The following is a 23,537-nucleotide window of genomic DNA, read 5'->3' on the forward strand; positions in this document are numbered from 1 at the left end:
TTTTTTTTTAACTCAATTCCATGAAACAACTTTACGGCTTCCTTGCAGCCAGCTTATTATCTTTTACCGCATTGCCGGTTTTTGGACAATCTTTTAATGATGGTGTTTTTATCCTGAACGAAGGTGGCGCCGGTTCTAACAACGCTTCGGTTTCTTTTCTTTCTAATACGGGAAACCTGCAAAATAATATTTATGCAACTGTAAATCCTACAGTAGGTGCCCTTGGAGATACAGCCCAGAATATGGCTATTCATGGCGACTATGCTTATATTGTTCTGAATATTTCGAACACGATTAAGATTGTCAACAGCCAGACATTTCAGCATGTAGCGACCATCAATACAGGACTTAATAACCCAAGATATATGGCTTTTAGTAACGGAAAAGCCTATGTAACCAACTGGGGAAGTGGAGGGAGTACAACAGATGATTATGTGGCAGTAATTAATCTTTCTACCAATACAATCGAAACGAATATTGCTTTGGCTGAAGGTGTTGAAAGAATTCTTGAAATAAACGGAAAAATTTATGTGGCCCACCAGGGAGGTTATGGTTACGGAAATACAGTTTCTGTAATTGACCCAACATCAAATACATTGGAACGAACCATTCAGGTAGGTGATGTTCCAAATTCGATGGTTGAAAAAGACGGGATTTTATATGTGCTTTGCGGAGGAAAACCAAGTTGGGCAGGAACTGAAACATTTGGTGCTTTAGTTAAAATAAATACAGAAACCCAAACGGTTATCGGACAGGTTGATTTTCCTCAGAAGCATCCATCGAATTTGAAAATTGATGGCAGCAATGTGTATTATAGTATTAATGCAGACGTTTTCAAAGCGTCAATAGCAGATACAGCCGTGCCAGCCACACCTTTCTTTACACTGCCTCCGCAAAACCAATACGGAATTTACGGCATGGAAGTTATAAACAACAAAATATATGTTGGCGATGCCGTTAATTATGTTTCAGATGGTAAAGTATATGTTTACACAACAACAGACGGCACTTTGTCGAATACCTATACGGTAGGAAAGTTGCCAAATGGTTTTGTTAAGGCTGTTGACAGTAATCTGGGAACCGGAGAACATACAAAACAGAATATTGTGCTTTATCCTAATCCGGCAACCGACTATTTATATGTAAATACAGACAAGCAGGCTACGGTAAAAATGTATGACATGGCAGGAAGGTTGATAAAAAAACAGTCTTATACAACGTCTGGAGTTGGTATTTCGGAATTAAATCCGGGTATGTATGTTGTTGAAATCACAATTGATAATGCGACAAGCGTTCAGAAAATAATAAAAAGATAAGACCTGATGAAAAGAATCTTATCCCTGATGTCTATCATGGTTCTTTCTCCTGTTTTGGGACAGTCGTATGCTCCGGAAGCAGGTGTGGCGGGCTCAACAGCTATGGAGCCAAACAGCCCGCTTTTTGTTGCCTGGGCTACTGGCGTTACGGTTGAAAGAGGCTATGTCAACAAGGCTAATCCGGGCCTTGTTGTTTCCGGAAGCAACAGGGCTTCAGCAGGCGTTCCTCAAAACGCGCTAGGGCCTGCCAACGGAAGCGTCGTGTGTCTGGGAGATGAAGGCAGTGCAATCCTTACATTTGAATTGCCCATCATTAACGGACCGGGATTTGATTTTGCTGTTTTTGAAAACGGTGGTCCTTCTTTTTTAGAGTTAGGGTTTGTGGAAGTAAGTTCTGACGGGATCCATTTTTTTAGATTTCCGGCCCATAGCCAAACGCAAACCGCCACCCAGATAGGAACATTTGGAACACCGTCTGCACCTTATCTGAATAACCTTGCAGGAAAATACGGAAGTAAGGGAGTGCCTTTTGATTTGACAGACATCCCTGATAATGAGCTGTTGGACAAGAACAAAATCACGCATATAAAAGTAATAGATGTAGTAGGCTCGATAGACCCGCTATATGCTACTTATGACAGCTACGGTAATGCGGTAAACGATTCTTTTCCTACGCCGTTTAATTCGGGAGGATTTGACCTGGATGCTGTTGGCGTAATCCATCAGGTAACATTGGGTATTGGCGATACTGCCAAAAAGAAAATGATGCTGTATCCCAATCCCGCTTCAGAAAAATTCTATATCCAAAATTTGAAAGAAACCGCCAGAATAACAATCTATGACCTGTCTGGCAGGATTGTCTTTGAAAATAACATTCAGGAGGCAGAAGCTATTCCTGTTTCGGAATTAAATCCGGGCATTTATATTGTCGAAATAGCCACAGGAACAAAAAAGGTTAATGAACGTTTGGTTGTGAAATAATCACCATCGTTTGCAAATAAAAAAGGCTTCCAATCTGGAAGCCTTTTTTTGTATCGATTAAAATTTGAAAAAATCTTTAATTCCATCCGGAACTTTGTCGATATACATTTCAGTACCAAATCGCTGCATCGACTTGCGGTCTTTGAAAGGTTCGAATGTTTTATCCGGCTGTTGCATTCTTCTTCGTCCTACGCTTGTAATCTGTGAGATTGCCATGCTCAGAAGAGGTTCTGTTGGTTCGCCCAAAACTCCAAGGTCACCCAGGTTTTCAGGTTGAGGTGTAGGAGGAGATATTCCATTTTGATATTCTCCGAATCCTGCCGAGTTTACAATTTTGAAACAGATAGGCTGCATGGCATATTTATGGCGGTTTGAACGTCCCTGCTTTCCGAACGAAGGCGAGTCATATAAAGTAACGGAACCTACATTTTTTCCAACGGTAACGTCTCCAATCTGAACAACCTCAATGTAAGGTTTCAGCCCGTTGATGACCAATTCACTGGAAGAAGCGGTGCTTTTTGAGGTGAGTATATACACTTTGGTCAGGTTCAGGCTGTTTATAGCGTTACCTCCAATACTGTTTGAGAATCGGTTGATGAGCTGTTCCGGGTCATTATCATTAAAATAATCTTCAATCTTGGCATTCCATTGCTGTTTTGCAAAAACCTGCCCGTTAAATTGGCCTGTAATCATACTCGCCAAATAAGTTGCAGATTTTACGGCACCTCCGGAATTGTATCTCAAATCCAAAACCAAATCAGTTACACCTTCGGCTCTGAATTGTCCGAAAACAGTATTCAGGTTATTGTCATATTCGCCATAAAAACCATTGTACATCAAATAGCCTATTTTGTGCGTATCATAAGTCAAAACCTTATTAATAAGGATTGGGTTTTCAGCCAGTTCTGTTTTGGTCAATGCTACCGAACGGGAGTTTGGAGTAATGTTTCCGCTGTCATAATCGGCTAAATTTAAAGTATAATTCTGCCCTGCAAGCAGTTCTCTGTAGTTATTGACATTTAACGGAGTTCCGTTTACGGCATAAAAAATATCACCGCGTCGGATGTCTTTAGAAGAAGCATCAGAATTAGGAATGATATAGCGTACCCAGCCAAAAACTTCATCAGAACCTTCTGCTTTTCGCAACAGTTGGTAATCGACTCCGTTGTTTGCTGTATTTCCGCTAAGAACACCTTCCAAAACGGTATAATCGCTAAAAATTACGCTAAACCTGTCGGTATTCGGATAATTGTTTAATAGACTGTAGAATAAATCTTCCGGTGAGCTAAAACCATTAAGATATGCGTTTAATTCACCCTGATTGGCAAATCGGCTATCTGATAAATCCGTTACATCTGCCTGCCAGTAATAATATAAATTAAGGCCTTTCCAAATAAAATCGTTAATTTTTAATTCTTTTGGAACTTCAATGTCATCAAGGTCATCCTGACAAGCAAAGAAGCTTGAAATTCCGATGAATAAAAGGATTGCGAAAATAAAAGTCTTTTTCATAAACAAAATATCTTATAGGGATAGCAATATAATTAACGTAAATTTAGAGGTTTTAGTCTTAATTTCAATTTTTTCTTGTAACAAAAAATAAAGTGACTCGTCTTGATTATATAACCGACCAATTAAAAGTCAAAAATGAACCAATCTGAGTTTGTAAAAATAATAACTCCGTTTAAGGATAAAGTCTTTAGGCTGGCCAAGCGTCTGCTTGTTAGTACGGAGGAAGCAGAAGATGCAACTCAGGAAGTTTTGGTCAAGCTTTGGGACAAAAAAAACGGGTTGGATAAGTATAACAGTGTTGAAGCTTTTGCCATGACAATTACAAAAAATTATTGTCTGGACCAGCTAAAATCAAAAAGAGCCGGAAATCTGCAGATTGTACATAATAATTATACAGACGGACAGGCCGGAATGCAAAAACAGCTTGAAGACCGGGATAGTTTAGGATGGGTCGAGAAAATTATCGACGGACTTCCGGAACAACAACGAATGATAGTTCAGTTTAGAGATGTCGAACAATATGAATTTGAAGAAATTGCCAAAATGATGGATATGAATGAAACCGCAGTGCGAGTTGCGCTTTCAAGAGCAAGGAAGACGATTAGAGAATTTATGACAAAAACACACAATTATGGAATTGGATAGAATAGAAATATTATTAGAAAAATACTTTGAGGGAGAAACCTCTATTGCCGAAGAAAACGAGTTAAAAGCTTATTTTTCATCTGCAGATGTTGCGCAGCATTTGGAGCATTACAAGGCAATGTTTGGTTATTTCTCTTCAGCAAAAGAGCAAAAGTTTGAGCAGCAGATACCGCTAAAATCTAAAAAACTACAGGTAGCGTGGCTGTCGGTTGCAGCATCAGTTGTGATTTTGTTGGGCATGTTTACATTTTATAACCGAAACATCAGTCAGAGCGAGGATTTAGGTACCTATAATGATCCTGAAAAAGCGTTTGAAGAAACGCAAAAAGCCCTGAACCTGTTGTCAAAGAATGTGAATGTAGGCGTTGAAAGTATGCAATATGTTAATGAGTACCAACAATCAAAAAACTTAATATTTAAAAATTAGAAAAAATGGCAAGATTTATAATTACCCTGGCTTTAGCTTTAGTTCCAACTTTATTTTTCGGACAATCAGTATTTGACAAATTTGACGGACAAGATGATATCACTTCTGTAGTGATAAACAAAAAAGCATTTGAAATGCTTGGAGAAATCAAAACTGACGTAAAGGAAAAAGAAGTGGCCAAATACATGAAAATGGCTAATAACATTGATAACTTCAGACTGTTCTCTACATCAAGTATCAAAAAGGCTGCAGAAATGAAATCGACTTTCGATTCATACAGAAAAAAAGAAGGTCTTGAAGAGTTGGTGAGAGTAAACGACGACGGTAAAAATGTTCTGATTTACATGAAATCCGGAAAAAGTTCTTCTAAAGTAAAAGAATTGCTTATGTTTATCGACGCAGGAGATAAAAAAGGAGATGAAACAGTTTTGATTTCACTGATAGGTGATATTGACCTGGCAAGTCTGGACGGTTTGTCAAAATAAGAAATGCATACAAAAATCAATAAATACAACTAAAATGAAGAAGTTTTTAATAACAGCAATCCTAGCAATAATGCCGCTTAGCTTTTTTGCGCAGTCTGCTTTTGACAAGTATGACGGCCTTGAAGGAGTAACAGCAGTCATCGTAAACAAAAAGATGTTTGAGATGATGGGAAACGTCAAGTCGAATGACAAAGAGGCTCAACAATATATGAATCTGGTCAAAAAACTTGATAACCTGAGGGTATTCGTTACCTCGAGTCCAAAGGTAACGTCTGATATGAAACTGACTTCTGACAAGTATCTTAAATCTGCAGCCCTGGAAGAACTCATGAGAGTTAACGATGGAGGAAAAAATATCAAGATTTATGTCAAGTCCGGAGGTTCTTCCACCAGAGTAAAAGAATTGTTGATGTTCATTGAAGGCGGCGGCAAGGATGAGACAGTCCTGATGTCTTTAAAAGGGGATTTTGACCTTAACGACGTATCAGCATTGACAGACAATCTTCCGGGTGGAGATGCATTGAAAAAAGGATTAAAAGGTCCTAAGGGACCAAAAGGACCGAAAGGCCCAAAATAAGATGAAAGCCATGAAAAAACTTGCAATAGTAGCGGCCTTGAGCCTTATGTTATGGAGCTGCAATTCAGAACCGACCTTACAGCAGTATTTTGTTAAAAACTCAGAATCGAAAGATTTTATTGCCCTTGACCTTACGACGGATATATTGAGACTGAACAAGTCCGAGATTTCTGCAGAAGAAAACGCAGCGCTGGAAACTTTAAAAAAGATGAACATTCTGGCCTATCAGGCAGATGCAAAAAATCCGGCGAAGTTTGAAGCAGAACGTGCTAAAATCAAGAATATCCTGAAGAACGAAAAATATCAGGAGCTTATTAAGGTCAATTCTGGGAAAGAAGGCGGTGCCGTCTATTTTGTAGGTGAAGAAGATAAGATTGATGAGTTTGTGCTTTTCGCGAATAAAAACGATGCAGGATTTGCAATAGTCAGAGTGTTGGGCAAAAACATGTCACCAAACTCCATAATGACAATGCTTTCTGTATTGAATAAGGCAAATCTGGATATTGAACAGTTAAAGCCGTTACAAAAAATGATTCCGAATTAGATTAGGTTGTTACAGTTAGTTATAAAGCGTCCGGTTTTGGGCGCTTTTATTTTTTACGGAATTCCTGTCGGAAATATTTAAAAGGAACCAACAGCATTCCGAAACATTCCCCATCTTCTTTACCGATGTGCTTGTGGTGCATTTTATGTGCCCGCCTTACAGCTCTGGCATAGGGATTATCTGTGTTTCGAAAAAGCTTAAATCTTTGGTGGATAAAAATATCATGTACCAAAAAATAAGCACAGCCGTAAACAAAAATTCCTAACCCTATAGCCAGTCCTATTTCAAGAATATCGTTTTGCCATAAAAGAAAAAAGATAATGCTGATAACTGCATAGATGATAAAAAAAGCATCATTCCTCTCAAACCACGAATCGTGGTCTTTTTTATGATGGTCTGCATGCAGTTTCCATAAAAAACCGTGCATGATGTATTTATGGCTAAACCAGGCCATGAATTCCATGATGCAGAAAGTAAGGACAAAAACAATCAGGTGGATCCACATACTACAGATTATAAAATGTTTAACTTATAATTGAAATAGCATCTGGCAAAAAGGCTCAGCTTTTCATAATCGGGAACCCGTATGCGTGTAGTTCGGATTTTAGCCGAAGGTGTTTTCTTTAGCTTGTGCAGTAACTTTCTATAATAGACATAAGCAGTATAAACACCCAGTTTGGCTTCGATAGGCAATTTTACAATGCCTTCGTAACCGTATTTAAAATCGGCTTCAATTTCTTCTATGATTTGTTTTTTTGATGCTTCATCCAGTTTTTCCAGATTGGCATTCGGGAAGTAGGTACGGTTTAGGTTTTCAAAATCGTCTTTCAGGTCCCGCAGAAAATTTACTTTTTGAAAGGCAGAACCCAGTCTCATTGCACTCTGCTTTAATTCTTCATATTTTGAAGTATCTCCTTTTACGAATACCTTTAAACACATTAGTCCTACAACATCCGCAGACCCATAAATATAGTTGTGGTATTCCTCCTTGTTATCGCATCCTGTTTTGGTTAGGTCCCATCGCATGCTTTCCAAAAAAGTTTTGACAAGGTCAACAGGGATATCGTATTTTCTGACCGTATGCTGAAATGAGTTTAATATCGGGTTAAGGCTGATGCCGTCTTGCAATGCACGGTAAAAATCCTGCTCAAAAGAATCAAATAGTTTTTCCTTATCATAGTCATGAAAGCTGTCTACAATTTCATCCGCAAATCGTACAAAACCATAAATATTGTAGATATCCTGTCGTATAGTTGGCGAAATCATTTTTACGGCAGAAGAAAAAGAAGTGCTGTAAGCTTTGGTCACACACTTACTGGAATCAAAGGAAATTTGGTCAAAAATAGCTTTCATAGGGGTAAGATTTTTAGCAATTTTAAGATTTGTTCTTCTGAATCAGTTCCGAAACCAATTTTCCTGAAATCAAAGCAGGAGGAACACCGGGACCCGGAACCGTCAGTTGGCCTGTAAAATATAGATTATTGACTTTTTTGCTTTTAAGTTTGGGCCTTAAAAAAGCGGTCTGTAAAAGCGTATTAGCCAGTCCATATGCGTTTCCTTTAAAGGAATTGTACTCTTTTACAAAATCATTGATGCAAAAGGATTCCTTAAATATAACATTATTTTGGATGCTTTGTCCGGTAATCCTTTCAAAACGTTCCATGATTTTATTAAAATAAACATTTCTTAACTCCTCAGTATCAGTTATTCCGGGAGCCAGAGGAATCAGGAATATTCCGGCTTCTTTTCCGTCAGGTGCCGCATTCTTGTCGGTTTTTGATGGGAAGCTGGCATAAAACAAAGGCTCTTCCGGCCATTTTGGGTCATCATATATCGCTTCTGCATGTTTGTCAAAATTCACATCAAAAAACAGCGTATGGTGTTCTACATTGGCTATTTTTTTGTCAAACCCTACATAAAACAGCAGACTGGATGGAGCAAATGTTTTCTTATTCCAATATTCTTCAGTATAAACCCGGTATTTTTGAGGCAAAAGGGTTTCTGTATGATGGTAATCGGCACCACTTACAATGATGTCGGCTTCTGTTTTAGTTCCGTTTACAATAAGCCCTTCTGCTATTCCGTCTTTAACAATAATTTCATCTATAACAGCGTCCGTCTTTATTATTACACCTAGTTCTTCTGCCAGTTTTTGCATAGCTTCGACTACGGCATACATTCCATTTTTTGGATGCCAGGTTCCAAGCCCGAAATCTGCAAAATTCATAAAACTATAGAACGATGGCGTGTCTGAAGGCTTGGCTCCTAAAAACAAAACCGGAAATTCGAGTATCTGTACAAGTTTTCTGTTTTTAAAACGCTTCCTGACATCTTTTGAAATATTGCCAAAAAATTGCCCCACTTTCATCATGGTTTCGGGAGTTATCAGTTCCAAAGGTGAAACTCCGGGACGGTAGACCAAATTTTTTATGGCTATGTCATAATTGCTCTGAGCCTCAGAAATAAATTCCTTAAGTTTTTGCGAACTGCCTTTTTCTGTATTTTCAAACGTTGCGGCTATTTCATCGAGATTGTCGGCAATAGTAATACTGTCTTTCTCTCCAAAATATACTTTATAGGCTGGCGATAGCTTCGACAATTCATAGTAGTCTGAAGGCTTTTTTCCAAAATCTGCAAAGAACCTCTCAAAAACATCGGGCATCCAATACCATGTTGGTCCCATGTCAAATGTAAAACCGTCTTTTATTAATTGCCTCGCACGCCCCCCTGTTGTCGCATTCTTTTCATAAATGGTGACAGAGTGGCCCTGTTTTGCCAAATAGCAGGATGCTGCCAGGGCAGAAAAGCCGGAACCTATGATTTTGATGTTTTTGCTCATATTGTTTAACAAATATAGTGAAATGATAAACAAAATTTAGTTTTTAAGAAATAATTATAGTTTGTTTAGGGCGTGCTGTAAAGTAGTAAATATGGAAATTTTTTGATTAAGGTTTTCCGTTGGGATATAGTGCGCCATTTTTCCCAAAACCCAAAATTCTGAATGACCGCTGCTCAAAATTTCGTGTTGTATCTTCTCAAGATATTCCGGAATGGTGTCTGCTTCGGGGAACGTAGTCCAATAAGACAGGAACACTATAGTACCAAAATGGGTAGCCAATCCTTTTAAGTTTTCAATAGCGATAGATTGTCCCAGATAAATGGTCTGATAACCACGTGAAAGGATTTCATAGTTGAGATACATCAGTCCGAGTTCCTGGATTTCATTTTGCGGTAGATACAGTACAAAGATTTTTTCTTTTTTGGACGGGTCCGGCAATTGTAACTGTTCGGTGTTGCTTAATAGTTTTTGCCTGATAAGATAACTGATGAAATGTTCATGAGCAGGTGTAATTGTTCCGGTTTGCCAAAGCATTCCAATTTCATTTAGCAGCGGAATGAACAATTCTTTAAAAATTTCTCCGAATGATTTTGTTACAAGAAGGTTTTCATAGGTGGTATTAAACAGTCTTTGGTCAAAATCCATCATGGCCATCTTGAAGGAGCTGATAACCTGACTGTTAATGTTTTTGTCGGAAATGATTTCACTCACAAGCTGCGGAATCTTTTCAGGAGGGAATTTTGAGATTTTGGATATTTTATAGCCGTGGCTATGCAGAAGCGTAATGTTGAGCAGTTTCTGTAGATTTTCAGTATCATATAGCCTGATATTTGATACGGTACGCATGGGTTTCAGGATATTATACCTTTTTTCCCAGATACGTATGGTATGGGCTTTTATGCCGGATAAATTTTCCAGGTCCTTAATGCTAAAAGTACTTTTACTGCTGTTCATCGTTTTTTAGAGTTGATTAAACAAAAATAATGAAATAAATCAGCATTGGAAATACGATAAAGGATATAAAAAAACGCAACCTATGTTTTAGATTGCGTTTTTAGGATTTCTGCTGCGATGATTTATCGGTTACTGTTTACGGAATTTGTGATGTTCGGGTTCGCGTCAATTTCCTCTTGCGGAATTTTAAGCTCAAACCTTTTATCATCTGCGGTCAGATTAATATGTGTTCTGTGGTTTCCGGTACGTGTAATGCCACGCAGCAGACGTTTTGCATCAAACCATTCGATGCCGTTCTCCCCGTAAAATTCTTTTCTTCGTTCCGTTAGGATAAGTTCAAAAAGAGCATTACCTGAAGCTGTTGAAGCTTGCGCCTGATTATCTCTGTTTAAACGAATGGCATTCAGCAGTTCGCGTGCCCTGCTTTCGTTCCCCAAATGATATTCGGCTTCGGCTTCAATCAAAATTAATTCCGGATAACGGATGACAGGGATATCGGCATCAAACGTAAACTTGAATTTTGAAGTTACAAATTCCTGCCAGTCGCCAACAGGTGCATTATAAAGATTTGAAAATAAATTTCTGACATCTGTTCCGGAAAACAGGTTGACAAAATCATCATTAATAAATGTTCCGTGATAGGCTACGGCAACATGGTCCATCATGGCATGCGGGTGAGACATGTAATAAGCGCTCTGGTCTGCGGTTTGTGGCAATGCCCATAACCATTCTCTGGCATTAAAATCATTAAAACCTTTGGAATAGCTTGCCGCATCCAAAACGGCACTGGTGTTTCCGCCATAGGCTTCATGGGCAGTTGTTTTTGCATTATTCCAATCTCCGGTATATTGATATACCTGGGCCAAAAAAGCCTGTGCAACCTGTTTGTTGATATACGATTTGTCAATTCGTTCTTCAGACAAGCCGGCGACTGCCGTTTCTAAATCGGATAAAATCTGACCGAAAAATTCAGCTTTTGTCGACATTCCTTTTCCTTCAGAAGTAGGCTCTGTATAAATAGGAGGGAATTGCAGGTTTTTAGGTGACTGGTAGGCATCGCCAAATTCCAGGGCCAGTTGGAAATAATAAAATCCTCTCAATGCCAATGCCTGTGATTTGGTTTCCCTTCTGTCCTGTTCCGAAAGCTGGCTGCTTGATTCTATTCCTTTAATCAGGTTGTTCAATTGGTCAATAATCTTATAGGAAAATCTCCAGGTGAAATTGGGGCGCGTGTAAGTTGCTTCCCGGTTTTGGAAATCGTAGTCGTCGCCAAACCAAATCTGTTTCTGGATTAACGATTCGCCCCTAACGCTTCTTGCAAAATAAATAGACTGCAAGCCGGCTGCTTCATTGTTTAGAAACTGGCCGCGGTTCAATCGAAGGATTCCTGCAATAAAAGCATCGACACCTGCGCGATTGCTGAAAATAACATCAGGAGTGACATTATTTGTAGGTTTAGGCTCATCTAAGAAATCGGAAGAACATCCGGTCTGCAAAAGGCTTGCAGATAGAAGAACGAGTAAAATATATGTTTTTTTCATGTCTTTAGGTGTTAAAAATTAAGGTTGAATCCTAATGTCACGGTTCTTGAAAGCGGCGACCTGAAATTGGTTGTTCCGTTAATGCTTTGTTCCGGGTCGATTCCTTTATGCGATTGGAATGTCAGCAGGTTGTCTGCCTGAAGATAAATCCTTGCCTGATTAATTTTCAGTTTATGAATACTTTCAATTGGAAGGCTGTATCCTAATGTCAGTGCTTTCAATCTCACATAATCATTTTTGTACAGGAATCGGGTGGAAGCCGCCGCAAAATTATTGGTCGAGTTGAGCAATACCGGAATATTGGTAATATCACCCGGTTTTGTCCAGCGGTTTTCAATATCGGGTGAGCTTTGCCTTCCTCTTGAAATACCACCCATCAGGGCTGCATAATCGGAATCATAGACATAGGAGCCCAAACTGAAATTGAACAAGGCACTTACATCAAATCTTTTAAACTGTACTGAATTCGTAATACCTCCAATGATTGCAGGAAGGGCCGATTTGTTGTAATATCTTGTTGCTTCGTCATAATTTTTAGTCGTTTCTTTTCCGGTAACATTTCCGTTGGCATCAACTACATCCTTATACCACATAGCATAACCGTCATTCGGGTCGACACCGGCATAGTCTCTCAGATAAAAATCATAAAGCGAGCGTCCTACTTCCCAACGATTCAGGCCTGTGATAAAAGAATCCTGCGTCAGTTCCGTAATCTTGTTTCGGTCTAAAGAAAAATTCAGATTCGTATCCCACGAGAAGTTATCGGTTTTGATGTTATGTGATGTAAGGCTAACCTCCAGACCGTAATTTCTTAGAGAACCTGCATTGGTCAATACGCTTGTATTTCCGGTTGATGACGGAATCGGAACATTGTACAAAAGGTCGATGGAACTCTTGTTGTAATAATCTACAGAACCTTCCAGTCGGCTGTTGAAAAGGCTGAAATCCAGTCCAATGTTGAACGATGCCGTTTTTTCCCAGGTCAGGTTTTTATCAACACGGTCGCCTAGCAAAACGCCGGGATTTTCCAGTTGGCTGAAACCTGTTTCAAAACTCTGGATATACGGGAAATAGGAAGAAGTCTGGTTATTACCCAATTCACCATAAGAACCTCTTAATTTCAGAAGATTGACCACGTTACTGTCTTTTAAGAAATTCTCATCCGAAATAATCCAGGAAGCTCCAACCGAGTAGAAATTACCCCAACGTACGTCCTGTGAAAATCGGGAAGAACCGTCTCTTCTATAGGAAGCTTCCAGAAAGTATTTGTTTGCAAAATCGTAACTCACTCTTCCTAAGAAACTGTTTAAACGGTCTTCCAAAACATAACCATCTACAGATTCAGGAGTAGTTCCGCCGCCTATAACCGTTACGCCCGGCAAAAATCCGGTCGATGAAGCTGCAAACAGGTCATTTTTGGATTGATAGGCTTCGTAAATTACGTCAACACCAACAGAATGGTCTCCAAAATTATTGTCATAGCGTAATGCATTGATGAAATTTATGGTTTTTGTGCTGGTCTTTTCACGGCTCACTCTTCCATTGACGCTTGATGCCTGCCCGTAAACAGAGTTCATATATTCTTTGGCATCATAATTATAATCCTCATACGCCAGATTGGTTTTGAAGGAAAGCTTATCCGTCAGTAAAAACTTGGCATATCCGTTAAGATTTACATTGCTTCTGTTGTTGCGGTTCTGGTCGTTATAAAGCGAACCTACAGCATTGTCGCCACTCATTAAAGGACGTACTCCGTTCACCAATTGCGTTGTGTTTCCGTAGTCAAAAATATTCCCTGATACAAGACTGCCGTCTGGATTTCGTCTGTAGACAGGGTATACGCTTGGCATGGCATAAATCCAACTCATGGCGCTGGTAAAGGAAGTGCCGGATTGCACAGGAAAGTTTTGCCGTGAGGCTGAATAGGCAACGTTGCTTCCCACTTCAAGCCAGTCGTTTACTTTAGTGTCAACATTTAATCGGAATGTGGAACGTTCAAACTTCGAGGTTTTGACCAATCCGTCCTGATTCAGGTAATTTCCGGATAAGAAGTAGGTGGTATTTTCACTACCGCCGCTCACATTGAAATTGTACTCATTCCTAAAGCTTTGGTTCCGGAACAGTTCGTCCTTCCAATTCGTTTCCCAGTTTAATTGGGCATTCGGATTTAATTGTCCGTTCGAATCGATAATGTTTGAAACATTGTATGGGTTGTAGCCCAAAGCGCTAACCAATCCTGAAGCCGCATTGCTGGCTGCATTTTCAGGAGTTTGTCCCTGAACATACTGATAGGTGTTTTTTCGGGCTTCCCATAAATATTTTACATAGTCATTAGTGCCTAAAACTTCATGGGTTTTTACCGCATCACCGGAGATTCCCGAAGAAACCCTGAAACTTACCTGCGGCAGGGAATTTCTCTTGCCTGATTTTGTCTTGATGACAATAACGCCGTTGGCACCACGGGAACCATATAAAGCGGTTGACGCTGCATCTTTCAGGACGTTCATAGATTCAATCTGGTCGGAACTGATGGAATTGATGTTTCCGTTAAAAGGAACACCGTCTACAATAATCAGCGGAGAAGCGGAGGCGTTTATTGAGCCGATTCCCCTCACTCGTATTGTTGGACTTTCACCCGGCTGACCGCTGGAATTAATAACGCTGACACCCGGAACAGAACCTTGTAAGGCAGAAATTACAGAAGTGGCCTGCTGCTTTTCTAAAACCTCACTGCTCACTTTTCCAATGGCACCCACAACCGCACGTTGTTTTTGGGTTCCGTAAGCAACGATTACAATTTCGTCCAAACCAACACTTTCGTCCAAAAGCTGTACCGTCAGATGGGATTGGGTGCCTACTTTAATTTCCTGGGTTTTGTATCCCAGGAAGGTGAAAACAAGAATGTCTTCCGGGGTCGCTTTGATGGTGAATTTTCCATCGAAATCGGTTTGGGTTCCCAGTGTCGTATTTTTTACCGCTATGGTAACGCCGGGCAGCGAAAGACTGTTCGCATCAGTAACATATCCGGAAATTTCCTTTTCCTGCGCTGCTGCTATTAGCGCATTGAGAAGCAAAAATCCGAATAGAATTTTTGATAGTTTACTCTTCATTTTTAAAAGATTTGATTAATTTTAGCAGCATACACTTATACGTATCGTTTTTTAGCTGCTATAAAAAACGGCACAAAAAAAGGAGGCTCGCACAAGCCTCCTTTGTTTTATACAAAGTCGAGGTCTTACGATTTTATGAAATGTTCATGCACCAATAATCCATTGATGCGCCATACATTGAAGTACTGTTTGTACAGCAGGTTGTGGCTTTATGCCAACAATTTTTACATAGCATCATGCATTCTAAAAAGCCAAAAAAGTTTTTAGATTTTGAAGTTGGGTTTTTGCTGATGTTTGTAAACTGATTCATTGGGTAGATTTTATTATTTGATTGGTATCAAATTTTTTAGTCCGTATTTCTGTGGCAAATGTATTTAATAAAACACTTTAATTCTGTAAAACACATAAAAATCAGTATGTTTTTCTTTTTAATCTATTTTTAATAGTATTTTTGTATAGTTTTGTATTAGACTTTTTATCCAAAATAGAAAATCATACTATGATAACATTAGATGCAACCGACAGAAAATTGCTGCTGGAACTCCAAAAAGATGCAAAACAATCTATAAAACAGCTGGCAGAGAAGGTAAACCTGTCAATTACTCCGGTTCATGAGCGAATCAAAAAGTTGGAATCTGCAGGTGTCATTCAGAATTATGCTGCCATAATCGACCCCAAAGCTTTGGGAAAAAAATTATTGGTGTATTGCCAGGTAACGCTTGTTAGGCATCAGGAATCGCTTTTTGAAGAATTTGAATCGTATGTTTTAGGACTTGATGAGGTTTTGGAAGCATCCTATATAGCCGGTACTTATGATTTTCTCCTAAAACTTTTACTGGATGATATGGAAGATTATCAGAATTTCGCCGTACATAAAATCTCAAAACTTGAAATTATTTCCAATATCAAAAGTGCTTTTGTTATCAGGAGCATTAAAGAAAGTTCCGTAATCAACTGTTTGTAGGTTAACAGGAAAGGTCACTTCTCCGCGGGCTTAACCTTACAGAATAGATATTGTTGATATTTAAATCAAATTTATCCATGCATATATTTATATGTTTCTATATGTTTTGTAATTTTGTAACAGATTTACCAAATGAATCGTTATCATAATTGCTATGATGGATAACAAAAAAATAGAGAAAATATCTAAAGCCCTGAGCGATGTGAGCAGGATTGCTATTCTGCAGCAATTCAAAAAAAAGCATGATGGTGTTTACTGTGCCGAGTTTAATGATATGCTCGACCTTACACAACCTTCTGTTTCGCACCACCTCAAGCAATTGGTAGATGCTGACCTTCTTATTCCTGAAAAAGAAGGAAGAAACCTAAAATATTCGCTCAACCAAAAAGTACTTGACGAGTATATCGCCAGCCTCAACAACCTGAAAGGCTAGCTTTGCCTGCTTACAGAATTTTTTAACCTTTATTATTAATAGAAACATTTAAATATTTGAATTAATGAATAAGTCAATCTATATAATGGCTTTGGGAGCCTTCGGTATTATTACCACAGAATTTGGAGTTATAGGTATTTTGCCAACGCTGGCAAAAGAATTTCAGGTTTCAATCGATACGGCAGGCTGGCTGTTAAGTGCTTTTGCACTGACTGTTGCTGTAGCGGGTCCGTTTACTACAATGCTAACGGCCAAGATTAACCGCAAGACCATAATGTGTGCCGTTTTGGCTGTATTTGTAATATCGAATCTGCTTTCTGTTATTTCTCCTAATTTCACAATGCTAATGATTGCCCGCATCGTTCCGGCTTTTTTGCATCCTGTTTTTTGGGCAGTATCTATGTCGGCAGCAGCAAAACAGGCCGGACCTAAAGATGCTCCAAAAGCAATTTCTGTTGTGATGGCCGGCCTTAGTGTGGCAACTGTATTGGGTGTTCCAATAACAACTTACATGGCAGATTTGTTTGATTGGAGGGCTTCCTTCGCTTTGGCGGGAATCATTAACCTTATCGCTTTTATAGCCCTAGCTCTTTTTGTTCCTTCAATGCCTGTGGAAGAAAAACTGCCTACAGAAAATCAGGTAAAAGTATTAGACAAACCTCAGGTATGGTTCAAGCTTTTTACGTCTTTGATTATAGTGGCGGGAATGTTTGCAACTTATGGTTATCTGGCCGAGTATATGGATAAGATTTCGCATATGAATGGCACGGAAATCAGCATTATGCTGCTTGTTTTTGGTGTGACCGGTATTGTTGGAAACTGGCTTATGGGAATCGCACTCAGCAAAAATGTAATGCTAACTAACCGATTGTTTTTACTGTCCCTGATAGGAATCCATTTATTGGCGTATCAATTTGGTGGTGCTTTTGTTCCGATGGTCATTATTCTGTCGATATGGGGTTTCATTCACACGGGAGGTTTCCTGGCTGCGAATATCCACATCATAAATGGTGTTCCGGAACAGGCACTTGAAAGTGTAAATGGCCTGATGCCTTCTTTTTTTAATGCCGGTATCACATTGGGAACTTTGCTTGGCGGTTTTGTCATAGCACAGTATGGCGTGCACGAAGTTATTTGGTTGAGTGTTCCGTTATTGCTGTTGGCTTTTGGATTTACGTTTATTACACTGGAGAAGAAGCATAAGGAAGTAGAACAGGAATTAGAAGCAGAGCCTGTGAAGGTTGTTTCGTGTGAATAAAAAATTTAAGATTTAAGATTTAAGATTTAAGATTTAAGATTTAAGATTTTTCAAATTACTTTCTCTTTGTGGCCTGGCGTCTTTGCGGGAAATTATTTCCTTGCAAAGATGCCAGACCTTATTATAGTAGGACATTACTATCAATCAATCTGTTTTTTCTTCTTTTTTAGAAAGTCAAAAGAATCGAATCTTCGGATATAGGAAAGTTTAAAATTTCCGGAAAACAGGCTTACATTTGAATGCTCATTATCTGAAAAGGCCGAAAATACGGTATTGCTGACAAATGAAAGTCCCGCCGACCAGTTTTCAGTATCATAACCTAAAGCTACGCGCGGAAATAAGGTAGGATAGACCTCGATTTTTTCTTTACCAAAGGTGTTGAATTTTTCGGAACCAATATTGACACCAACAGTAGTCGAGATACTCGCAAACCATTTTTTGTTGATTGCCCATAGATAAGCATAACCACCGCTTACGCCAAATTGGAAATTATGCAGCGAATTTCTTTTTTTGTGTACAAATGAACTGTCTGATTCAATCTTTGAAAAATAAACACCTCCGCCAATCAGAAAGCTTCCTGCCGATTTTAACTGTTTTTCATTTTGGTTAAAGGCAGCCCTGTATGAAAATTTTTTGTTGTTGAAGATGTATTGTCCGTAAGCGCCATATTGCCGGATTTTCAGGTCAGGATAAAGGGCAAGCACATTACCCGATTCGTCTTCTGCATAGAATCCGCGGTATCGCTGTATAAAAATATCAAAGGTGAATTTCTTTCCGTAATTGTGTATTTGCAGGTCCAGCGCCTTGGTTCTTCCCTTTTCCTTATCTCTCATAAAATTGAATCCCTGTCCGTAACTGACATTTACAATCGTATTGTTCATTGAGAATCCCAAACCAATATTAGGAGGATTATTGGGCATGAATTTTTTATATTCCTCGGTGCCGGTTTGTTGCTCCATCGACAGAAAGTTAACGGCCAGATAGGTCCTTACCGAGAAATTATGCTCATAAGGTCTGATATAGGTGCTGTCGCGTTGTGCCCACGAAAAGGACGTCATAAAAAAGAAGAGAAGGAAGAAATAGGGTTTCATCAGGATATAAAACGCGAATAGTCTGTCAGGATTATTTATTGTAAGAAAAAATCTTTATAAAAGTACTAAAATAAAGAAGAGCCGCGAATGTCACATTAAATAATAGATAATTTTTGAGTCATGTGTTTGAAAGAAAAAGGTTTGTATTTATTTGAAATAAAGAATGTTATGATTGTGTCGTAAAATTGTCACAATAATGGCGTATTGATTTTAGGGTGAAATTCAACTTTGATTCCGAATCTTGCATGAAAAAGAAATCGGAATGAAAACTTTAAAAAAAATCCTGTTGGGCCTATTGGCGCTTATTGCTTTATCGTTAATTGGAGGTTATTTCTATTTTGAAAAGAAATTCTCGCCACCTCAAAATTATCTTACCGTTTCGGGCCTATCTGAAGGTATTCCTATGGTGTGGCAGGGAAATGATGAAAATCCATATGGGGCCATTCTTTTACCTGTCAGAATTGATGGAATTGATAAGTTGTTTTATATGCAGTTGGATTTGGGTTCGCCTGTAACGGTATTTTATAAGAACTCTTTGCAATCTGTAAAGGCCAGGTTTCCTGACAGGATTCCGGAAGAGACAGAAAAAGGAAAAATAGCACTGGATTTTTCGCTTCGGGATATGAAGGTTTCATCAAAGTTTTTTGAAGTATTAGATTATGGAACTAAAGCAGATTTTGAAAATCCCGATGCCCAAAATATAATAGGAACCCTTGGAACGGATTTGTTGGAAAAAAGGATTGTCACATTGGACTTTAAAAACAGCCGCTGCTCCTTTTCTAAAAAAAGAGAAGGTAGTGGTTTTGAAAGATTTGAATTTAAGAAACGAAGGATTCTCATTCCGGCAGTGATTGGTAATGAAAACCTGAAGCTGATGTATGATTCCGGAACAAGTGGCTATGAACTTATTATGAATAAGGATAAATGGGAAAAGTACAGAAAAGGTGGTGAAGTAAAAATTGATAAAGGAAATTCATGGGGAAAAATACTAACGGTAATGACAGCAGCGTCCCATCAAAAAATAAGATTTGGAAGCAAAACGTTACAACTTTCAGAAGTGACTTATATTGAAGGCACATCCAAAGCGCAAAACTTTTTGATGAAGTTTTCAGGCATGCAGGGAATGATTGGAAATAAACTGTTTCTAAATCGAAAAATGATTTTGGATTGTAGAAACCAGATGTATAAAATTGAATGAAACCATATAAAGTTTACTGTTAATTCCCATTGAAATCATTAAGTATTCCTTCTTCCAATCGGTCTAAAACCTGTATGAGCAATTGTTCCAGAGTTTGATTGGCCTGGCTTTCAGTGAGTAAGGGAGTAAGATGTTCCTGCCATAAAGTGTCAAATTTATCCTGATGGTAACGCAACAGCCCAAACTGGTGGTTTTTGTCAAAATAAATATAAAAAGCTTCTTCAAATTGCCAATCGTAATGATGCAAACCAATGCACTTATAATTGGCATTGATGTAGTTGATTTGAGATTCCGGTATATGGCTAAATTCCGGACGGTCATTGCTCCAGGAATGCTTAATACCATCAATAAGCCTCATAGATTGTCGCTTTTCGTAACGCCGTTCGGCTTTTAGTTGTTTAAGTAAACCATAAGCTGGCGGGATATTTAAACCGTAAACATCAAATGCATGGTTTCGTATGCCTCCAATCTGTAGATAAAATGCCAATAATTCCTGCGGTATTTCAGCGTCAAAAAAAGCTGATAGTTCTTTAAGTTCTTCCTTGCTGGAAGTTTCTGCCTGTTCTATTCGATATTCTGATTCTCCTTCATCGTCATCAAATGTGCGGTCAATTATTTCATTGAATTTCTTGATTCGTGTTTTTAACTGGTCCATGAGTAAAATTGAATTAAGTGGCTTATATCTAAAAAAAAAATCTAATTCAAACAAATTTATTTTTTATAAAAATAGTGCAAATAATTCAATGATAAATAAATGTTATAAAAAAAATAATTTTAAGTGAAATGTAAATTATGATTATGTAAATGTTTAAATAATTTTTATGTTTGTCGAGAATACAATTTTTGTAAACGTAGTATTTCAAATTTAAACGCCAATTAAAAAACTTATGGAAAAGCAATTTTTGTTATTGTTTCTTACTGCAATTATTTTTTTCGTTTCTCTTTTAGGCAGATTCTTTTTCCTAAAAATGAGAACCTATCTTATAAATAAAAATCCAAATAAAAAAACTTATAGAATAAAAGAACACGATAAAAGAAATCGGTAAGATACTCCTATGGAGTGTTTTACCAAAAAGCGTATTTGACACTTTAAGAGTCAAATCGTTCAAAAGCCCAATTGAATTTTAATTCCGTCCTTGCTGAAGTGATTTTAGTGAGGCTCGTATGTAAATAAATAGGGCTTATGAACACAAAAGTTATTAATAATTATTCCAGGCTCAAAATACCTGTATTCCTTTTACCTTTCTTCTTACTGATTTTGATTGTTTTGTTTCTGTATGGACAGAATGCTTTGTGTATTAATGAATATGCGGAAATACAGAAAAACAGCTTTCTTTTTATTAATCGTAAACTGGCACCATACCCAAACCTGCTGCATAATTTTACTCAATTTGGGGATGCGTTGGTCTTTTTATCGCTTCTGGGTATTTTTGTTCTATATGCTCCTAAAATTTGGGAGGCGATAATATCCGGTTCGTTGGTTTCACTTGTATTTTGCAGCTTGCTAAAAAATATATTTGCAGTACCCAGGCCAGCGGCAGTATTTGACAATGAGGGTTTTACTATCATTGGCAAAAGGCTCTCCGGATGTACCAGCCTGCCTTCCGGACATTCTATCACAGTATTTACAGTTCTAACCGTGCTGATGTTTGCTCTTATGCCTAAAAGATTATGGTACAAAATGGGATGGATTTTTTTCTTAATCATTATAGGCTTTGGGCTTGCTTTTACAAGAGTTGGAGTAGGAGCCCATTACCCGATTGATGTCATTGTAGGTAGTATTGTGGGATATATTTGCGGGCTTTTAGGTATTTTTATCAGTCGGAAATATAAAATTCTGTCCTGGATTGGCAATAAAAAATATTATCACGTCATTCTTCTTCTATTTCTGGTTAGTGCTATTTTATTAATTACCAAAATAATTAATGAAAATTTGATAGTGTTTTACCTCGCATTCCTTAGCTTAGTTGTCTCATTGTATAAAATTTTCACGGTCTATGTTAAAGATAAAAAATAACCTGAAGTTAGCCCATTTTGCCTTACTGATGAGTTTATTGAACTTTGTGTTTTTCCATTTTCCATTCTATGGCTATGTCTTTAATAATGTTGACTACAAAAGTGGAAACGGCATTCTTCTGATTGTAAGTCTCGTGGTGCTGATGCTGGTCGCCAATGCCTTTGCTTTCTACCTGATACTTTATCTCTCTCGTCCGGTCGGGAAATTTTTATTGGTTTTATTTTTTATCATTAGCGCAGTTGCAGTGTATTTTGTCAATACCTACAGTGTCATTATAGACGAAAGTATGATTGGCAATGTCCTCAATACCAATTATGAAGAATCCAGCAGCTTTTTTTCTTTTAAATTGGTGCTATATGTCATCTTTCTAGGAATTATTCCCGCTGTCTTTATTGTCAAAACAAAAATAGCAAGTGTGCCGCTGAAGAAATTTTTAACCACTTTGTCTCTTACACTGTTGTTTATAGTAGGTATGGCATTTGCCAATGCCAGTAACTTGCTGTGGATTGATAAAAACTCAAAACAACTGGGAGGACTTGCAATGCCCTGGTCTTATACTGTAAACACCTCTTTGTTTTATATTCACAAATACCAGAAGAACAAGAAAGAAATTCTGTTGCCGGATGCTACTATAAAAGATACCAAAAAATCGGTTGTGGTTTTGGTTATCGGAGAATCAGCAAGGAAGCAGAATTTTTCACTCTATGGATATGCGAGAAATACTAATCCGCTACTTTCCAAAGTGGAAAACCTCTACCATTTTGAAGCGACTTCCTGTGCCACCTATACTACCGCGGGAGTGAAATGTATTCTGGAGCATGCCGATACGGGAAAGCTGTATGAAATACTGCCAAACTATCTTTACAGGAACAAGGCAGAGGTCATCTGGAGAACAACTAATTGGGGAGAACCTCCGGTTCATATAAAAAACTACGAGAAGCGTGATGCTCTCCTGCCGGATTGCCAGGGTGAAGGATGTGGCTATGACGAAGTTTTATTGTCAGGGTTGAAAGAACAGATACTTGCCAGCAAAAAAGATAAGGTGTTGGTGGTATTACACACCAGTACAAGTCACGGACCTACTTATAGTAAAAAGTATCCGTCCCGGTTTGAGAATTTCAAGCCCGTATGCAACAGTGTCGAATTGGGTAACTGTTCAAAGGATGAACTTATCAATGCCTACGATAACACCATCGTCTATACGGACTATATTCTGAACGGTGTGATAGAAAACCTGAAACAGTTGAAAGAGTATAAAAGTTCGATGATTTTTGTTTCAGACCATGGTGAATCCTTGGGAGAGAAAAACCTGTACATGCACGGAATGCCTATGAGCATTGCTCCAAAGGAACAGTATGAAATTCCTTTTCTGGTTTGGGTGTCTGACGGCTCAAAACAACTCAAGCCCAACAAGTCACTAACGCAACACCACGTGTTTCACAGTGTATTGAATTTCCTGGGTATACAGAGTCCTGTCTATAATGAAGAAATGAACATATTTCAATAAAGGTTCAAGGTAAAAAAAGTTCAAAAATTATTCTCTTTCGGATGAATTTGTTATCAGATTGGATTGGCAGTAATCAAAAATCTGTGAAAAACGAAGTGTGTAATAAATTAAAATATAGTGGAGACCAGAAACCACTCA

At 38.3% G+C, this 23,537-nt stretch carries 22 protein-coding genes; 13 read left to right on the plus strand and 9 right to left on the minus strand.

Going from position 1 to position 23,537, the window contains the following annotated elements; all coding sequences use genetic code 11:
- The first annotated feature begins 20 nt into the window (after positions 1 to 20).
- The gene (locus BGO88_RS00630) at positions 21 to 1,316 is read left to right on the plus strand and encodes a DUF5074 domain-containing protein (RefSeq protein WP_286705586.1); all 1,296 of its coding nucleotides are present in this window, start codon (positions 21 to 23) and stop codon (positions 1,314 to 1,316) included.
- Positions 1,317 to 1,322: 6 nt separating this feature from the next.
- Positions 1,323 to 2,297, plus strand: a complete 975-nt coding sequence (locus BGO88_RS00635) for a T9SS type A sorting domain-containing protein (protein WP_286705587.1) — start codon at positions 1,323 to 1,325, stop codon at positions 2,295 to 2,297.
- 57 nt (positions 2,298 to 2,354) lie between these two features.
- Here the strand turns inward: BGO88_RS00635 and BGO88_RS00640 are convergent, their stop codons facing one another.
- Positions 2,355 to 3,809, minus strand: a complete 1,455-nt coding sequence (locus BGO88_RS00640) for a GFO_1087 family putative carboxy terminal peptidase (protein WP_273235910.1) — start codon at positions 3,807 to 3,809, stop codon at positions 2,355 to 2,357.
- A gap of 135 nt (positions 3,810 to 3,944) precedes the next feature.
- Here BGO88_RS00640 and BGO88_RS00645 point away from each other — a divergent pair, with 135 nt between their 5' ends.
- From BGO88_RS00645 to BGO88_RS00665, 5 genes are read left to right on the plus strand one after another with little or no spacing between them, the layout of a single operon-like run.
- Complete coding sequence (locus BGO88_RS00645; RefSeq protein ID WP_056072740.1) at positions 3,945 to 4,454, plus strand: GFO_1088 family ECF-type sigma factor; 510 nt, start codon at positions 3,945 to 3,947, stop codon at positions 4,452 to 4,454.
- Positions 4,441 to 4,881, plus strand: coding sequence for a PG0215 family putative anti-sigma factor (locus tag BGO88_RS00650; RefSeq protein ID WP_056072737.1), 441 nt, complete (start codon positions 4,441 to 4,443; stop codon positions 4,879 to 4,881). The genes BGO88_RS00645 and BGO88_RS00650 overlap by 14 nt, the downstream gene beginning before the upstream one ends.
- 5 nt (positions 4,882 to 4,886) lie before the next feature.
- Positions 4,887 to 5,366, plus strand: coding sequence for a GFO_1090 family protein (locus BGO88_RS00655; RefSeq protein WP_286705588.1), 480 nt, complete (start codon positions 4,887 to 4,889; stop codon positions 5,364 to 5,366).
- A gap of 34 nt (positions 5,367 to 5,400) precedes the next feature.
- Positions 5,401 to 5,943 carry a GFO_1090 family protein gene (locus tag BGO88_RS00660; RefSeq protein ID WP_101472951.1) on the plus strand — a complete coding sequence of 181 codons (543 nt, stop codon included), beginning with the start codon at positions 5,401 to 5,403 and terminating at the stop codon, positions 5,941 to 5,943.
- 10 nt (positions 5,944 to 5,953) lie between these two features.
- Positions 5,954 to 6,487, plus strand: coding sequence for a GFO_1091 family lipoprotein (locus BGO88_RS00665; RefSeq protein ID WP_286705589.1), 534 nt, complete (start codon positions 5,954 to 5,956; stop codon positions 6,485 to 6,487).
- Positions 6,488 to 6,533: 46 nt separating this feature from the next.
- Here the strand turns inward: BGO88_RS00665 and BGO88_RS00670 are convergent, their stop codons facing one another.
- From BGO88_RS00670 to BGO88_RS00695, 6 genes are all read right to left on the minus strand, one after another.
- A complete protein-coding gene (locus BGO88_RS00670; RefSeq protein WP_286705590.1) occupies positions 6,534 to 6,992 on the minus strand; it encodes a sterol desaturase family protein in 459 nt (152 codons plus the stop codon).
- Between the two features lie 8 nt (positions 6,993 to 7,000).
- Positions 7,001 to 7,840 (minus strand): phytoene/squalene synthase family protein, encoded by an 840-nt coding sequence (locus tag BGO88_RS00675; protein WP_286705591.1) that lies wholly within the window; start codon positions 7,838 to 7,840, stop codon positions 7,001 to 7,003.
- Between the two features lie 22 nt (positions 7,841 to 7,862).
- The gene (crtID, locus tag BGO88_RS00680; protein WP_286705592.1) at positions 7,863 to 9,326 is read right to left on the minus strand and encodes a bifunctional phytoene desaturase/3,4-desaturase; all 1,464 of its coding nucleotides are present in this window, start codon (positions 9,324 to 9,326) and stop codon (positions 7,863 to 7,865) included.
- A gap of 54 nt (positions 9,327 to 9,380) precedes the next feature.
- Positions 9,381 to 10,280, minus strand: coding sequence for a MerR family transcriptional regulator (locus tag BGO88_RS00685; protein ID WP_286705593.1), 900 nt, complete (start codon positions 10,278 to 10,280; stop codon positions 9,381 to 9,383).
- 122 nt (positions 10,281 to 10,402) lie between these two features.
- On the minus strand, positions 10,403 to 11,821 hold the full coding sequence (locus tag BGO88_RS00690) for a RagB/SusD family nutrient uptake outer membrane protein (protein WP_286705594.1): 1,419 nt from the start codon (positions 11,819 to 11,821) through the stop codon (positions 10,403 to 10,405).
- An 11-nt stretch (positions 11,822 to 11,832) separates the two neighbouring features.
- A complete protein-coding gene (locus BGO88_RS00695; RefSeq protein ID WP_286705595.1) occupies positions 11,833 to 14,931 on the minus strand; it encodes a SusC/RagA family TonB-linked outer membrane protein in 3,099 nt (1,032 codons plus the stop codon).
- Positions 14,932 to 15,430: 499 nt separating this feature from the next.
- Here BGO88_RS00695 and BGO88_RS00700 point away from each other — a divergent pair, with 499 nt between their 5' ends.
- From BGO88_RS00700 to BGO88_RS00710, 3 genes are all read left to right on the plus strand, one after another.
- Positions 15,431 to 15,895, plus strand: a complete 465-nt coding sequence (locus BGO88_RS00700) for an Lrp/AsnC family transcriptional regulator (RefSeq protein WP_286705596.1) — start codon at positions 15,431 to 15,433, stop codon at positions 15,893 to 15,895.
- A gap of 154 nt (positions 15,896 to 16,049) precedes the next feature.
- Positions 16,050 to 16,328, plus strand: coding sequence for an ArsR/SmtB family transcription factor (locus tag BGO88_RS00705; protein ID WP_286705597.1), 279 nt, complete (start codon positions 16,050 to 16,052; stop codon positions 16,326 to 16,328).
- A 64-nt stretch (positions 16,329 to 16,392) separates the two neighbouring features.
- A complete protein-coding gene (locus BGO88_RS00710) occupies positions 16,393 to 17,586 on the plus strand; it encodes an MFS transporter (RefSeq protein ID WP_101472944.1) in 1,194 nt (397 codons plus the stop codon).
- A gap of 140 nt (positions 17,587 to 17,726) precedes the next feature.
- On the opposite strand, the gene BGO88_RS00715 is transcribed toward BGO88_RS00710, so the two are convergent.
- Positions 17,727 to 18,644: a DUF4421 family protein gene (locus tag BGO88_RS00715; protein WP_286705598.1), complete on the minus strand. Its 918-nt coding sequence runs from the start codon at positions 18,642 to 18,644 to the stop codon at positions 17,727 to 17,729.
- Positions 18,645 to 18,939: 295 nt separating this feature from the next.
- On the opposite strand from BGO88_RS00715, the gene BGO88_RS00720 reads away from it, so the two are divergent.
- Positions 18,940 to 19,875 carry a hypothetical protein gene (locus BGO88_RS00720; RefSeq protein ID WP_286705599.1) on the plus strand — a complete coding sequence of 312 codons (936 nt, stop codon included), beginning with the start codon at positions 18,940 to 18,942 and terminating at the stop codon, positions 19,873 to 19,875.
- Positions 19,876 to 19,894: 19 nt separating this feature from the next.
- Here the strand turns inward: BGO88_RS00720 and BGO88_RS00725 are convergent, their stop codons facing one another.
- Positions 19,895 to 20,530 (minus strand): hypothetical protein, encoded by a 636-nt coding sequence (locus BGO88_RS00725; protein WP_286705600.1) that lies wholly within the window; start codon positions 20,528 to 20,530, stop codon positions 19,895 to 19,897.
- A gap of 528 nt (positions 20,531 to 21,058) precedes the next feature.
- Between BGO88_RS00725 and BGO88_RS00730 the strand changes: the two genes are divergently transcribed.
- Together BGO88_RS00730 and eptA are read left to right on the plus strand one after the other, a co-directional pair.
- Positions 21,059 to 21,892 (plus strand): phosphatase PAP2 family protein, encoded by an 834-nt coding sequence (locus BGO88_RS00730; RefSeq protein WP_286705601.1) that lies wholly within the window; start codon positions 21,059 to 21,061, stop codon positions 21,890 to 21,892.
- Positions 21,873 to 23,399, plus strand: a complete 1,527-nt coding sequence (gene eptA, locus BGO88_RS00735; RefSeq protein WP_286705602.1) for a phosphoethanolamine--lipid A transferase EptA — start codon at positions 21,873 to 21,875, stop codon at positions 23,397 to 23,399. Before BGO88_RS00730 ends, eptA begins: the two co-directional genes overlap by 20 nt.
- The last annotated feature ends 138 nt before the right edge of the window (positions 23,400 to 23,537 follow it).

Origin of the sequence: Flavobacterium sp. 38-13, assembly GCF_001899155.1 — a bacterium.
Lineage (GTDB): Bacteria > Bacteroidota > Bacteroidia > Flavobacteriales > Flavobacteriaceae > Flavobacterium > Flavobacterium lindanitolerans.